General features: G+C 58.7%; 15 protein-coding genes. 10 read left to right on the top strand and 5 right to left on the bottom strand.

The annotated features are described in order from the left end of the window. The first annotated feature begins 10 nt into the window (after positions 1–10). Together K290_RS0114435 and K290_RS0114430 are read left to right on the top strand one after the other, a co-directional pair. Positions 11–1105, top strand: a complete 1095-nt coding sequence (locus tag K290_RS0114435; RefSeq protein WP_028752580.1) for a glycosyltransferase family 4 protein — start codon at positions 11–13, stop codon at positions 1103–1105. 15 nt (positions 1106–1120) lie between these two features. After that, positions 1121–3316 (top strand): amylo-alpha-1,6-glucosidase, encoded by a 2196-nt coding sequence (locus tag K290_RS0114430; RefSeq protein WP_028752579.1) that lies wholly within the window; start codon positions 1121–1123, stop codon positions 3314–3316. An 886-nt stretch (positions 3317–4202) separates the two neighbouring features. Here the strand turns inward: K290_RS0114430 and K290_RS0114425 are convergent. Both K290_RS0114425 and K290_RS34295 read right to left on the bottom strand, forming a co-directional pair. Beyond that, entirely contained in the window at positions 4203–4430 is a 228-nt protein-coding gene (locus K290_RS0114425; RefSeq protein ID WP_028752578.1) for a hypothetical protein, read from the bottom strand. A 345-nt stretch (positions 4431–4775) separates the two neighbouring features. Continuing rightward, on the bottom strand, positions 4776–5309 hold the full coding sequence (locus K290_RS34295; protein WP_028752577.1) for a DUF2934 domain-containing protein: 534 nt from the start codon (positions 5307–5309) through the stop codon (positions 4776–4778). Positions 5310–5559: 250 nt separating this feature from the next. On the opposite strand from K290_RS34295, the gene K290_RS0114415 reads away from it, so the two are divergent. Both K290_RS0114415 and K290_RS0114410 read left to right on the top strand, forming a co-directional pair. Continuing rightward, entirely contained in the window at positions 5560–5766 is a 207-nt protein-coding gene (locus tag K290_RS0114415; RefSeq protein ID WP_028752576.1) for a hypothetical protein, read from the top strand. Positions 5767–5798: 32 nt separating this feature from the next. Then, positions 5799–6173 (top strand): hypothetical protein, encoded by a 375-nt coding sequence (locus K290_RS0114410; protein WP_028752575.1) that lies wholly within the window; start codon positions 5799–5801, stop codon positions 6171–6173. Between the two features lie 270 nt (positions 6174–6443). Here the strand turns inward: K290_RS0114410 and K290_RS37300 are convergent, their stop codons facing one another. From K290_RS37300 to K290_RS0114390, 3 genes are all read right to left on the bottom strand, one after another. Continuing rightward, positions 6444–6773, bottom strand: a complete 330-nt coding sequence (locus K290_RS37300; RefSeq protein WP_154668607.1) for a hypothetical protein — start codon at positions 6771–6773, stop codon at positions 6444–6446. A gap of 83 nt (positions 6774–6856) precedes the next feature. Then, a complete protein-coding gene (locus K290_RS0114395) occupies positions 6857–7117 on the bottom strand; it encodes a DUF982 domain-containing protein (RefSeq protein ID WP_028752573.1) in 261 nt (86 codons plus the stop codon). Between the two features lie 192 nt (positions 7118–7309). After that, positions 7310–8509, bottom strand: a complete 1200-nt coding sequence (locus tag K290_RS0114390; protein WP_028752572.1) for an ROK family transcriptional regulator — start codon at positions 8507–8509, stop codon at positions 7310–7312. Positions 8510–8731: 222 nt separating this feature from the next. Between K290_RS0114390 and K290_RS0114385 the strand changes: the two genes are divergently transcribed. From K290_RS0114385 to K290_RS0114360, 6 genes are all read left to right on the top strand, one after another. Further along, complete coding sequence (locus K290_RS0114385) at positions 8732–9970, top strand: extracellular solute-binding protein (RefSeq protein ID WP_028752571.1); 1239 nt, start codon at positions 8732–8734, stop codon at positions 9968–9970. Between the two features lie 75 nt (positions 9971–10045). Then, positions 10046–10930, top strand: a complete 885-nt coding sequence (locus K290_RS0114380) for a carbohydrate ABC transporter permease (protein ID WP_028752570.1) — start codon at positions 10046–10048, stop codon at positions 10928–10930. Continuing rightward, the gene (locus tag K290_RS0114375) at positions 10930–11775 is read left to right on the top strand and encodes a carbohydrate ABC transporter permease (protein WP_028752569.1); all 846 of its coding nucleotides are present in this window, start codon (positions 10930–10932) and stop codon (positions 11773–11775) included. The genes K290_RS0114380 and K290_RS0114375 overlap by 1 nt, the downstream gene beginning before the upstream one ends. Next, entirely contained in the window at positions 11772–12794 is a 1023-nt protein-coding gene (locus tag K290_RS0114370) for an SIS domain-containing protein (RefSeq protein WP_028752568.1), read from the top strand. The genes K290_RS0114375 and K290_RS0114370 overlap by 4 nt, the downstream gene beginning before the upstream one ends. Beyond that, a complete protein-coding gene (locus tag K290_RS0114365; RefSeq protein ID WP_028752567.1) occupies positions 12795–13724 on the top strand; it encodes a PfkB family carbohydrate kinase in 930 nt (309 codons plus the stop codon). Further along, a complete protein-coding gene (locus K290_RS0114360; RefSeq protein ID WP_028752566.1) occupies positions 13721–14794 on the top strand; it encodes an ABC transporter ATP-binding protein in 1074 nt (357 codons plus the stop codon). Before K290_RS0114365 ends, K290_RS0114360 begins: the two co-directional genes overlap by 4 nt. Positions 14795–14799: the final 5 nt, after the last annotated feature.

Here is a 14799-nt window from a genome sequence, read left to right as displayed (position 1 = left end):
GGTTTCGCCCATGAGGATCGCTCAGATTGCACCGCTTGCAGAAAGTGTTCCGCCCAAGCTTTATGGAGGCACCGAACGCATCGTTTCCTATCTCAGTGAAGAACTTGTCGCACAGGGGCATGACGTTACCCTCTTTGCCAGCGGCGATTCCGTCACGGACGCCAGGCTGATACCGTGTTGTGATATGGCGCTGAGGCTCAACGCGGCAGTCAAGGACCCGGTGCCGCACCATGTTCTGATGCTGGACAAAGTTTGCCGGCGGGCGCATGAGTTCGACGTCCTGCATTTCCATATCGACGTGCTGCATTTTCCGCTGATCCGCGATTTCGCCGATCGCGCAGTGACCACCCTCCACGGGCGCCTCGACCTGCCGGACCTCTATCCGTTCTACCGGGCCTTTACAGACATCCCATTGGTCTCGATCTCCAACGACCAGCGCCGGCCGATGCCCCCGGTCAATTGGTCGGGAACGGTCTATCATGGCTTACCCGCCGATCTGCTTCCCTTCACGGAAAAGCCGAAAGGCAACTACCTTGCCTTTCTTGGCCGCATCTCCCTCGAAAAGCGCCCTGACCGCGCGATCGAGATCGCAAGCCGATCAGGCATACCCCTGAAGATCGCGGCAAAAATCGACAATGTCGACAAAGAATACTGGAAGACGGTGATCGAACCGATGGTAAAAAGCCATCAGAATGTCGAATTCATCGGCGAGATCAATGATCAGCAGAAGGCGGATTTTCTCGGAAATGCCCGCGCGCTGCTCTTCCCGATCGACTGGCCGGAACCGTTCGGTCTTGTTATGATCGAGGCAATGGCGTGTGGCACGCCCGTTATCGCCTTCCGTTGCGGCTCGGTGCCGGAGGTGATCGACGACGGCGTTTCCGGCATTCTGGTCGACAGTGTCGCCGAAGCGATAGAAAAACTTGAATGGGCGCTGAAGCTCGACCGTCGAAGGGTGCGGGCAACTTTCGATAAGCGCTTTACCACGGAGCGGATGGCCAGGGACTACCTGGACATATACCGGCAACTGCCCGGTACCTGCATGAAGGTCGCCCCCCTGCACTCCTCCAACGGCTACGCCGTGGGTCTGGAGGTGGTCAATTAATCAGAGGAGAGGAAAATGCCGATCGTTTCCTCCGACAATCTGCCTGCGTCCGGTGCGCCGATCGCTCAGTTCTTCGTTCCGGCTACCGCTTCGCTGCATGAGCGGCAGCCGCTTACCTTGAAGCATGGCGATACTTTCGCCGTCTTCGATCGCAATGGGGAGATCCTTTCCGGGCCGGATAGTCCGGAGGGAATTTTCCATCGCGACACCCGGTATCTTTCTCACCTTCACATGACGATCAACGGCCAGAAGCCGATGCTGCTGTCTTCGACATTGCGCGACGACAATGCCACGCTCACCTGCGATCTCACCAATCCTGACCTTTTCGACAGGACCGGAAAGCTCATCCTCGGCCATGATCACATCCATCTGCGCCGCACCCGCTTCTTGTGGAACGGTCGGTTTCACGAACGGCTGACGGTGCGCAACTTCGACGAGGGACCGCAGCACGTCCGCATAGAGATCGCATTTGCAGCCGACTTCGCCGACCTCTTCGAGGTACGTGGCACGGTAAGGGCGAAGCGGGGCCGTCATCTGGCGCCGGTCGTCTCGGATGACGGCATCCTTCTTGCCTATCAAGGGCTCGACGATCGCGGACGATCAACGAGGCTCTCCTTCGACCCCCTTCCGGACGAATGCGGCAATGAACACGTATTTTATGACCTGCAGCTTGCTCCGCATGAAACCAGATCACTTTTTGTCGAGATTGCCTGCGATCCGGCCGAGGCCGAAAGGTCAAGCTATTGGTCCTTCTTTTTTGCCCTGCGTGACGCACGCCGTGCCCTGCGCGCCCTGTCGTCGAGAGCAGTTTCGATCGTTACGTCCAATGAGATATTCAACGAAGCAGCACGGCGCTGCACCTCGGATCTGAACATGTTGATAACCGAAAAGCCGGAAGGTCCCTACCCCTATGCCGGCATTCCGTGGTTCAGCACAGTCTTCGGCCGCGATGCGCTCATAACCGCCCTGCAGATACTTTGGCTCGATCCGGAGGTGGCCCGCGGCGTTCTCGGTTATCTGGCGGCGAACCAGGCGACGGAAATGGATCCCGCTTCCGACGCCGAGCCCGGCAAGATTCTGCACGAGGTCCGTTGCGGCGAAATGGCCGAGCTTGGGGAGGTACCCTTCCGGCGCTACTACGGCAGCATCGATTCCACGCCGCTGTTCGTGATGCTGGCAGGTGACTATCTCAAACGGACCGGCGATCTTGCGGTCATCGAACGCATTCTGCCGCATATCGAGGCGGCCTTGTCTTGGATCGACGACTATGGCGATCGTGACGGCGACGGCTTCGTCGAATATGGGCGGCTGACGAAAGAAGGCTTGATCAATCAGGCTTGGAAAGACAGTCACGACTCCGTCTTCCATGCGGACGGAACGCTGGCCAAAGGTCCAATCGCAATCGCCGAAGTCCAAGCCTATGTCTATGGCGCCTGGCAGGCTGCAGCAGAGATATTCCAGCGGCTCGGGCAGACGGAGCGCGCCGCAAATCTGGTTGGGAGGGCCGATGGCCTGCGCCGAGCATTCGATGAGAGCTTTTTCGACGAGGAGCTCGGCACCTACGCCTTGGCGCTCGACGGCGATAAGCGACCTTGCAGGGTTCGGTCCTCTAATGCGGGCCATGCACTGTTTACCGGTCTTGCCTATCCGGAGCGGGCAGAGCAGGTTGCTCGCACATTGATGACGGCTTCATCCTTCTGCGGCTGGGGCATTCGTACCATCGCATCGACGGAAGCGCGCTATAATCCCATGAGTTACCACAACGGCTCGATCTGGCCACACGACAATTCCCTGATCGCCAGGGGCCTTGCGGCCTACGGTTATCGCGCGGCAGCGGCGAGGATATTCGACGGGCTCTTTGCCGCGTCCACCTATATCGACCTGCGGCGGCTTCCCGAACTTTTCTGCGGACTCCCGCGCCAGCGGGCGCAAGGGCCGACCTTCTATCCCGTGGCCTGCTCACCGCAAGCCTGGGCGGCGGCGGCGCCGCTCTTCCTGCTTCAATCCTGCCTCGGTCTTAGTTTCAATCCAAACAAGTTGCAGATCAGCTTCCATGAGCCGCAGCTTCCCGCATTTCTTGATGAGGTGATCTTGCGGCGCCTACAGATCGGTTCCGGCTCGGCCGATGTGGCCTTGCGCCGTTCTGGTCGCCACGTCGTGGTCGACGTTATCGACCGCAAGGGCGATATCCGGATTCTGACGACCGCATAACTGAACGAAATTATGGGCGCCCTAGCTGATTGAGGACCGATCCGAGCCGATTTGGCGCCTAATGCATGTCGCGCAAAAGTGTGCGGCGGTTTTGCGAGAACGACATGCAAAAACAAAGAGCTGAAGCGTCGGAGCGAATCTGAAAGATCGCGACGAGCTTTACGACTGCTCATCTAACAAGCACAGATAGAGCTGGGCTTCTTTCTCCAGATCGTCGCAGATTTCCTCGTATTCGCCCAATCGATCGGCATTGACGCGTGTGAGCCGCAGCCGATCTCGCTGCAAGACCGCTTGGCTATAGCTCTTGCATAGATCTCTGAACCAAGGAGCGTTGTTGGGGTGCGCACGAAGACCGGGGCACCTTATCGCAAGCGAAGCCCAGCCATGTCTGAAAAGATTGATACGTCTGCTTTCCATGGCAAACGATCTTAGATCAGAACAAGCTAATTTTTGCAGTTGGCCGATTGGCTTCGCTCATAAGCCGATGGAACAAGTCGTTTTCCCTGGCGTTCCCCCAAACGGCGAGTCGATCCCCGTCCTCGCCTAGTGGCTCCAAAAGGTGCCACGAGAAGGTCTGTCGCCAGCATTGCGCCCCCGCCGGCTGACGGCAGACTTGTTTAAAGCTCAGCTTTGACAATGATCTGCCTACTGCCGCAACCTCGGCAGGGACGTCTGGCTTGGAAAAGCCAGCAATGTTCGAGTATCGATCGGACCAATCCGACGCACCGGGACCGATAGCTTGGATTGATCCAGAAACCCGCCGCTGGCAGGGGCGCCGCCAACGACGGGTTGGCTTGGAGGCCGGTCGGAAAGGGGGAACTTTCCAACTAATTTTGCAAACGGTGTCCTACTTGGTTTGTTCCATCAAAGCGGGAATTTATCGGGATTAAAGAGGGCGATGGCTCTCGTTAATTCCTACGAGTGCGACAAGCTGATGTTCGTCGTGAACCCCTTCCCTAAAAAGCTCGATGATCATTGCCGCCACTTGCTCTCCTTCTTCGCTTTCGCGCGAAATATTCCTTTTGAGCAGAATGGCATCAAAGGCGCGCTGACAGGTGTCTAAGTCGATTGAATCGAGAGCCAAATCACGCTTGCTGAGATACCTGCTGATCATTCCTTCCTTCCTCCTCCTCCTCGCGCATTTGCCGATTGGAAATGATGTAATTTTCGGTCCCTATAATTTCAAGAATTGCCGGCAACAGAGCCGGGCATGCCTCTTTTCAGATCAAGTACGCCAAGCCACTGTCATTAGGCTGAATGTCTTTGCGTTTCCGGGGATGGAACTGCCGCTGCGCCTTTGTTCAGGGAAGGATGTGCCGGTGGCACGCCTTGAGGAGACAGAAGCGGCGGCGGATTGGCGCTAAACTATTTGGAATTCGGATTCGTTTTCATGCGAGCAACGAACGAGTTCAATGGGCCGACCGAAAAACGGGCAATCGCGGCGGCGCGAGGTCATGTATCAATTAGCTTTGGGAGCTGGCGTCGACAGCAGGTTGATCAAGGCTTCGAATTGATATGGCTTGGGCAAAAACGATACTCCGCTTGCAAGGTCGAAACTGCCGAAACCGACATGCCCGGACGTGACGACGACCCTCGTCTTGGGCGAAAGGGCACGAATCCGCGAAACCAGCCCGAGACCGTCCATTGATCCGGACATATTGATATCAGTGAACACGGCATCGATGGTCCTGCGGTTCAACAGAACAAGCGCCTCATCGGCGTTAGCGGCCTCCCAGACTTCAAACCCCGCATGCTCGAGCACGTCGACTGCCGCGAACCGGATTATCGGCTCGTCATCAACAACCAAGACGCTTTTGATCTCATCCCATTGCCCTTCTGTCGGACCGGAAGCGCTCGCTTCTTCACATTCGAGCTGTTCACGTTCAGCCACAGCTTGCGACCAATGTTCGCGGTCTCGCCCGGAGGGGAACCCCTCCTGCTGCCAAATCTCGTGCGCGCGTCTGCTGATCCAATTATAGCGATCCGTGTCCATGGAGAATCCTCGTTTGCCACCCTTCCAAACGCTGCTGTCCCAGCGCGGTTCCTTCTGATGTCCATATGATTTCGATCAAGTGCGACCAGAGGAATGGTTCCGGGCTCGTCCACTCAGGCGATCGCAATGGCGAAGGGAATCATGGTCCGCCACGCGCACTACCCTTCAGGTCTGCGAAGTTTTGGTTCTCTTGCTTCTTGACATCGCTCGGCAACCGCCAATCTCCGCCTAGTAAAGCGGAGGAGAGCCTATGCAAAGGACGTGGTACGTCGAAAGCTATTTGGAAGATGGACTGTCTGCGGACGGTTCTGAAGAGCATGCAACCTACGAGGCGGCATTTGATGCCGTGAAGGCAATTCGCGAAGCCGGCAAGTCTGCGCGTTTCATGGCTCCTGTCGGCGCGACAAAGGAGCAGCTAGCATCATTCGATGAGCTTGGAATGGTTCAACGGATTTAGGTGCCGGCTTATTACATCAAAGAGATGATCAAATGATCGATGGCATGAAAGATGACCTGGTACAGCAGCGCAAGAAGTTGTCGCATCAGATCGAAGCCGCAAAACAACTGTTAGAGGGCCTGCAGCGAGAAGAAGTTCAAATCGTCAAGGGCCAAGTCGACCCCGTAATCGACAAGAGAATTTTGACGCGAAATTTCACCCACGAGCTGAACAAGCAGATCGAAGTGATGGCGGATACTATCGCGGTGATAGATCACATCATCAACCATCTGGAGAGAGATGAGCCTTATTCGCCAAAAACTATCGCTGAGACATCGTCAAGTTCTTCGATCGACACCAATAATCGCGAGATGATCCAGTATCCCGAGTTCCTGGAAGGTGACGGAGGTCCGGGGAGCGGCGGATGAACCCCAGTCGTATTCCGCTGTCGACACTTGCTCAACTCAAGGCTTGCGGAGATGACGGCTCTCCAAAGCTGCTCTGCCGGCGTTCAGCGACGCCATCGCAAACTCGCCTGGGTTGACTTTCCAATGGATCGGCCCATTTCCTCCTTATCGTCGGCAACCGAACACAAAGGCGTTGACGGCTGAGAGATCATAAGCGCTCCCGCCTGTATCCACGGGAGACAAACATGCCTATTGGTTCCTCGCCGCGAGAGCGGCTAGATGTTTTCACGATCACATCGCAGGCGATTGCCAGATCGCGCAAATTGCTAGATGAGACCGCCAGATGTCTCGTGTGGCGATCTGCAGTCCCGCGGGAAAGCGCGGCTTCATCAAATCCCATTCAAAGTGATAATAATACCCGGTCGCCGGAATCCCCTCCGTCGCAAGACCCTTCATCATCAGAGAACCGACGCTGATTTCCGATGTTTTCACCGGCATTCGACCCCGGCATTGCGAACAGGCGAAGACGGAAAAAACATGCTTGAGCAAAATCACAGTCTGCGGCGGGAACAATGATAATACCGGCAAGTTCGGTGCGCCGCCGGAAACATACCTTGCCACTCATGTGATCGAGGTGATGTGATTTCCTGTTGCCGTTAGCAGAAAACCCGTCGCTGCTAACGGCATTTTTTCGCGGGCTTTTCTTAGATTTTGTCGGCAGCAAAGCGCAGCCCCGCATTTTCGACTGCCGTCATGAAGGCGGCGCGCGCATCGTCGATCGGCAGCTTTCCGTCATGAGCATCGAAGAGAGCTTGCATCACCGCCTGAAAAGCGGTCGCGCTACGGTCGCCCCGCCACTCCTCGAACATGTATTGCGCCGCACTTTCGGTGCTGTTGACAATGACATACCTGCCAAAAATACAGGTTTCGACGTTTACCGGATCATTCCACCACTGGCGCTTCATCTTCTTGAATCCCCAGCGTGCCGAACTCTGCCAGAAAAAAATTGTTCCTCCCTCTCAGATAAGAGCGATCGCGATCGATTTTTCTGTCGCTTATCATTTCGCGGTGCGGATCGGTGAGGCACTGGCTTGGGCTTGTGGGAAGATTCTAAGCTTGAATCGGGAAGGTTGGGAAACTCCCAGAAGGCATCCTCACTAATCTTTCAAGATCGCCGCATAGCGCGGATCGAATTCCTGGCTGATCGGGCCGGCGGCCGCTCCGAGCGCGACGGACCAGGGGTCGGCAATACCAATTTGCAAACGCGCGACCGTGCGATCGCGGCGCTCGGCGATCGACGGCAGCAATGGTCCCATGGCCGTGATGAGGCGGTCCACCAAGATGCGCGGTGCGCTGCCGCATAGGATGACGGTCTGCGGATCGAAGATGGTTTCGATCAAATGCACGCTCCATCTGAGATCGGAGGCGGCGGCTTCGATCCATGCAATGATCCTGCGATCGTCGGCCGATACGAGATCATGGATTTTGGCATAAAGATCCGGATCGGCCGCGTCGAGTGATAGATATTGATAGAGTGAGGCCAGCGACGCGCGATGTTCGAGCGGGGTCGACTGGTCTCCCATCGTAAGCAAGGCCATCCCGATTTCGCCGGCATTGCCGTTTGCGCCGGTATAAAGCTCGCCGCCGAGAATAAGACCGGCACCGATGCCGTAGCCGACATAGAGGCAGACCGCGTGATCAAGTCCGTGCGCTGCGCCCACCATTCTCTCGGCAATCGTCGCCGCTGCGGCATCGTTTTGGATGCTGACATCAAGACCGGTGCCGACGGCAAGGGCCTCAAGCAATGGAAACTTTTGCCAGGCCTCCATCATCCAGGGATCGTCGCCGTTGCCGGCGAGCCCGAAGGGACCGGGCATGGCCGCACCGAGACCGATTAGCCTCTCCTCGGATTGCGTCGCGATCTCTGCCAATTGCCGCCGGACATCAGCTACCAGGTCCAGAATGACCTTAGCCCCGGTCGCCGGTCCACCCGAGGGAAGCTTCGCCTCCATCCGGACGAGCACATTTCCCACGAGATCGACGGCAATCGCCCTCGTCATGTGCCGATCGATTTGCAGCCCGATCGCAAACGCACCTTCCGGGACGAGGACATAGGGCGTCGAAGGCTGTCCGCGGCCGTTGCGCACCGTCTGCTGCGACGTCACGAGGCCATCGCGTTCAAGTTCGTCGATGATGTTGGAAACCGTCTGCTTCGTCAGCCGGGTGGCGCGCGCCAGATCCGCCCGTGACAGCGCTCCATTGACGCGCAATGCATCGATCATCACCCGGCGATTATGGGCACTGGTGCCTTCGTGATTGGTGCCGCTCTTGGCACGGATCGGGCGGGTATCGTTCATCTGCAATTCCCTCTTGACAGCAGTAGAATATTGAAGAAGTAATTAAGTCAAGACAATTGACTTAATAAGAAACCGGAGAGTTTCGTGGGAACAAGAGGGCCAGCAGAGGCCCGACGATGATCCGAAAAGGATCGGGCACCGATTCCGGCTGCCTTCTTAAAAACCGATCGCGACGAAGGCCGCCGTCGGAAAATCGCGTGAAGTCAAAAACTGGAGGGTGGAATGTTGAAATCCCTAAGCAAGACCTTATTTGGCGCCGCGCTGATCGGCGCGTCTTTTGCATCGCATGCATTTGCCGAAACGACGATCAACGCGCTTTTCATGGCCCAGGCCGCTTACAGCGAAGCCGACGTGCGCGCCATGACCGACGCCTTTACCAAGGCAAATCCCGATATCAAGGTCAATCTCGAATTCGTTCCCTATGAAGGCCTGCACGACAAAACCGTGCTGGCGCAGGGCTCCGGCGGCGGCTATGACGTCGTTCTCTTCGACGTGATCTGGCCGGCCGAATATGCGACGAACAAAGTGCTCGTCGATGTGTCCTCGCGCATCACCGACGACATGAAAAAGGGCGTGCTGCCCGGCGCCTGGACCACCGTTCAATATGACGGCAAATATTTCGGCATGCCGTGGATTCTCGATACGAAGTATCTGTTCTACAACAAGGAAATCCTGGAAAAAGCCGGCATCAAGACCCCGCCGAAGACCTGGGACGAGCTTAACGAACAAGCAAAGACCATCAAGGAAAAAGGGCTGCTCGCAACGCCGATCGCCTGGAGCTGGTCACAGGCCGAAGCTGCGATCTGCGACTACACGACGCTCGTCAGCGCCTATAAGGGTGATTTCCTGAAGGACGGCAAGCCGGCCTTCCAGACAGGCGGCGGCCTCGATGCCCTGAAGTATATGGTTTCGAGCTATAAATCCGGCCTGACCAATCCGAATTCCAAGGAATTCCTGGAGGAAGACGTCCGCAAGGTCTTTGAAAACGGCGATGCCGCTTTCGCGCTCAATTGGACCTACATGTACAATATGGCGAACGATCCCAAGGACAGCAAAGTGGCCGGCAAGGTCGGTGTCGTTCCGGCGCCGGGCGTAGCTGGCAAGAGCGAAGCCTCCGCCGTGAATGGTTCGATGGGCCTCGGCATCACCGCAGCCAGCAAGCATCCGGACGAAGCCTGGAAATACATCAGCTTCATGACCTCGCAGGCGACGCAGAACCAATATGCCAAGCTCAGCCTGCCGATCTGGGCCTCCTCCTATGACGATCCGGCCGTCACCAAGGGACAGGAAGAACTGATCGCCGCGGCAAAGGTCGGCCTTGCAGCCATGTACCCGCGCCCGACGACGCCCAAATATCAGGAGCTTTCGACGGCACTGCAGCAGGCGATCCAGGAATCGCTGCTCGGTCAGTCCTCGCCGGAAGATGCGCTGAAATCGGCTGCCGAAAACAGCGGTCTCTAAGACCGCCATCAACGGGTGGCGCAAAGCGCCGCCCGTTTCCAATCCAGTCCGACGAATAAAAAGGGTGGCCCAAAAATGTCCGGCACCTGGATGACAACCCGCGCGTGGCTTTTGATGCTGCCGCTCCTCGTGGTCATGATCGCCATCATCGGATGGCCTCTGGTGGATACCGTCCGTCTCTCCTTCACCGACGCCAAGCTCGTCGGCACGGAAGGCAATTTCGTCGGGATCGACAATTACACGAAGATGATCTCCGGTTCGAACTTCCAGCGGACCCTCGTTACGACGGCTTTGTTTGCGATCATTTCCGTTGCCGCCGAGATGGTGATCGGCGTGCTTGCCGCATTGCTGCTCAATCAGGAATTCCGTGGCCGCACCGCATTGCGCGCATTGATGATCCTGCCTTGGGCACTGCCGACCGTCGTGAACGCGACGCTATGGCGGCTGATCTATAATCCGGAATATGGCGCTTTGAACGCGGCGCTCACGCAACTAGGCCTGATCGACGCCTATCGCTCGTGGCTCGGAGAACCCGGCACCGCGCTGTCAGCGCTGATTGTCGCCGATTGCTGGAAGAACTTTCCCCTTGTCGCCCTGATTGCACTGGCGGCGCTGCAGGCCGTTCCGCGCGATATCACCGCCGCCTCGCTGGTCGACGGCGCCGGGCCGATCGCCCGCTTTCGCTTCGTGATCCTGCCCTATCTCGCGGGTCCGCTGATGGTAGCGCTGGTGCTGCGGACCATCGAAGCCTTCAAGGTCTTCGATATCATCTGGGTCATGACGCGCGGCGGCCCCGCCAACAGCACGCGAACGCTGTCGATCCTTGTCTATCAGGAAGCCTTCTCTTTCCAACGGGCCGGATCCGGCGCGTCCCTGGCACTGATGGTGACGCTGCTGGTGACCGTGCTCGCCGCGGGCTATGCCGCGCTGGTGCGCAAGACGGTAGGGAGTGCCGCCTGATGGAGCGCAGGAGCCCGATCTTCACCGTCTTCATCTATATCGCGGCGCTGCTGCTAGCCGCCGTCATTCTCGCGCCGATCCTCTGGCTGTTCGTCATGAGCATCTCACCGGCCGCCGATCTCGCAGCGAAACCCCTGCGCTGGTGGCCGCAGACAGCCGATTTTTCCCGTTACCGGCTGTTGTTCTCGACGATCGAGAACAGTACCGGCGCGGCTTTCACCTCCTCGCTGCGCAACAGCATCGAAATTGCGGGTATGGCGACGATCGCGGCTATCGCGCTTGCGATCCCCGCCGGCTGGGCCGTGTCGCGCACCCCTTCCGTCGGCTGGTCGCTCTCTATGGTGATCGCCACCTACATGCTGCCGCCAGTAGCGCTCGCTGTGCCACTCTATATGGGCCTTGCCTGTCTCGGCATGCTGAACAACGTCTTCGGGCTTGCGCTCGTCTATCTCACCATCCTTGCGCCGTTCACGACCTGGCTCATGAAATCCGGTTTCGATTCCATTCCGAAAGAGATCGAATCCGCCGCCATGATCGACGGTGCCGGCCTGTTCCAGACACTGAAGATCATCACGCTGCCGCTTGCGATGCCGGTGATCGCGACATCGGCGCTCTTCGCTTTCCTGCTGGCCTGGGACGAATTCTTCTATGCGCTGCTCTTTACCTCAGACCAGCGTGCGAAGACCCTAACAGTCGCCATCGCCGATTTGGCGGGCGGACGTGTATCCGATTACGGACTGATTGCGACCGCCGGTGTGCTTGCCGCCCTGCCCCCGGTGCTGGTTGGTCTCGTCATGCAACGCGCCCTGATCTCGGGGCTGACAAGCGGCGGCGTCAAGGGATGACCATGACCGGACAAAAGACTCGACCCACAGGACTTGCCGCGATCGATCGCGAAATGGCACGCCAGCATGCGGATGCCGTTGCCTCCTACCAAGCCGCAGCCGAAATGGCCGCAAGGGCAGCTTCCTCGCTGAAGAAGACGCGTAGGCTCCTGCTTCTCGGCATGGGAGGATCGCACGCTGTCAACCGCGCGGTCGAGCCGCTTTACCGCGCGCTCGGTATCGATGCGATCGCTTTGCCGCTGTCCGAACAGCTCGGCCAGCCGCTAGCGCTGGAGGGCCGAACGATCTTCGTAACCTCGCAATCCGGCGAAAGCGCCGAAGTCGTCCGTTGGTTCGATGAGACAGGCAGCGTGAAGGAGACCTTCGGGCTGACGCTCGAAGGCAATTCGTTCCTGGCAAAGGCTGCACCATCCCTGATCGGCGCCGGCGGCACGGAACTGGCCTTTGCGGCGACACGCAGCCTGACGGTCACCTTTGCCCTCCATCTCGCGATCCTTGCCGGGCTTGGCGAAGACTCGGCCGCGGCCCTTGCCGTGCTCAAATCGCCACCAAGCGTCGATATCGCGGCTGCCCTCTCTGCACTCGCAAATGTCGAAACGGTCGTCACGTCCGGCCGCAGATTGCAGGGCGTCGCCGAAGCGCTTGCACTCGGTTTGACGGAGCTGTCCCGCCGCCCCTGCTTCTCGCTCGAAGGCGGACAGCTTCGCCATGGGCCTATGGAAATGCTCGGGCCTGATATCGGTGTCATTCTGTTTCGCGGGCGGGACAATACGGCGGGCCTTGTCACCGCGATGATCGTTTCCGCAGTGGAAACCGGCGCACCGACTGTCGTCTTCGATGCCTCCGGCGAAGAGCCGGTGGCGGGAGCAGTGACGATCCGCTTCGAGCCGGCAAGCGGCCTTGCAGCGATCTTCGCCATGCTACCGGTCGCGCAACGGCTGATGATCGCCTTTGCCGAGGCCCGGGTCGAGAATGCCGGAACGCCGGTCCGTTCGACGAAAATTACCCGGAGTGAATGAATGAAGCCGCTTGCAGTCATCGGCAATGTCAATGTCGACTTGATCCTCGGGCCTGCCGCACCTTGGCCGAAGGCGGGGACGGAGATCATCGTCGACCATGACGAACTGCGTGTCGGCGGCGCGGCTGGGAACAGCGCGCTTGCCTGGGAAGGCATGGGCGTCGACTTCGAGATTGCGGCAAGTGTCGGCAGCGATGAGTTCGGCCATTGGCTGGCCCAGGCTTTCGGCGAACGGGCTGTGAAGTGGCCCGTGCACCCTGAGCGCACGACGCTTTCGGTGGGGATCACCCATCCGGACGGCGAACGCACGTTCTTCACGACGCGCGGTCACCTGCCACGCCTCAGCCTTGCCGATGTCTTTGCCGTTCTCGACGGATCGACGCTTTCCGGCGGTTACGCCCTTCTCTGCGGTCCCTTCCTGACCGACGATCTGACACGGGATTATGGCGCATTGTTCGATTGGGCCGATGAACATGGGATTACCCTCGCCCTCGATACCGGATGGCCGCTCGATGGCTGGACGGATGAAAATTGCGCCGCGACGCGCGGGTGGCTGTCGCGCTGCGGCATTGCCCTTTTGAATGAGGTGGAAGCGACCACGCTCGCAGGTCTGGACGATCCCGTGGACGCCGCGCGCCATCTCCGCTCGCATATGCCCGAAGGGGCGATCGTCGTCGTCAAACGCGGCCCCGACGGCGCAATCGCCGTCGACACGGCTGGAACACTCGTCGCAGCCACCGCGCCTCAGGTGAAGGTCGTGGATACGATCGGCGCCGGCGACGTCTTCAATGCTGCATTCCTGGCAGCGCTTGCCCGCGGCGAAACGCTTTCCACCTGCTTGACGGCGGGAACGGAAGTCGCCTCGCGCGCCATTTCCACTCTTCCCCGCAGCTATAGCGAGCTCAACGCGACGAAGGAGGCCGCACGATGAGCGCGCTCGAGATCCAGAATATCCGCAAGACCTATGGTCAGATCGAGACGCTGAAGGGCATCGATATCGCGCTGGAAAGCGGCGAATTCCTGGTGCTGCTCGGCTCTTCCGGCTGCGGCAAGTCCACGCTGCTGAACATCATCGCCGGCCTTGCCGAGGCGACCAGTGGCGACGTGCGGATAGGCGACCGCTCGGTTCTTGGCGTGCATCCCAAAGACCGCGACATCGCCATGGTGTTCCAATCCTATGCGCTCTATCCAAACCTGACGGTCCATCGCAATATCGGCTTCGGCCTTGAGATGCGCAAAGTACCGGCTGCAGAGCGTGACAAGGCCGTGCGCGAGGCCGCGAAACTGCTTCAGATCGAAAATCTGCTGGACCGCAAACCAAGCCAGCTTTCCGGCGGCCAGCGGCAGCGCGTCGCAATCGGCCGCGCTCTTGTTCGTAAGCCCGAAGTCTTCCTTTTCGATGAGCCGCTTTCGAACCTCGACGCCAAGCTGCGCATGGAAATGCGCACGGAGCTCAAGCGTCTTCATCAAATGCTGAAGACGACGGTCGTCTATGTGACTCACGATCAGATCGAGGCGATGACGCTCGCCACCCGCATCGCGGTTATGCGGGACGGAAGGATCGAGCAGTTGGGTACGCCGGAGGAGATCTATAACAGCCCTGCAACGCTCTATGTGGCAACCTTCGTCGGCGTCCCGCCGATGAATCTCCTGAAGACCACAGTTCGCGCCGATGGACTGCTATTGGAAGGCGCAGGCGCGCGGCTACCACTGCCCGACCGCTTCAAAGGCAAGGTCAAAGAAAGCCAGCATGTCATTCTCGGCATACGGCCTGAAGCACTGCGTCTGGAACAGGGCGCTCTATCGATCGAAGCAACGCCTGAGATCGCGGAATTGACCGGTCCCGAACTCGTGGTCTCCGCCATAGCCGGAGATCAGCGGCTGACCGCTTGCCTTGCTCCCCGCACGCCGATCAGCACCGACCGCAAGCTGACGCTGTTCTTCGACGACGAAGCGATACATCTCTTTGACGCGGAAACGGGCCTTAGCTGCCTCCGTTAGGCGCG

It is taken from the genome of Rhizobium leucaenae USDA 9039 (assembly GCF_000426285.1).
Lineage (GTDB): Bacteria > Pseudomonadota > Alphaproteobacteria > Rhizobiales > Rhizobiaceae > Rhizobium > Rhizobium leucaenae.
The sequence above is the reverse complement of the archived record's forward strand: the minus strand, read 5'-3'. Positions and strand labels throughout refer to the sequence as shown.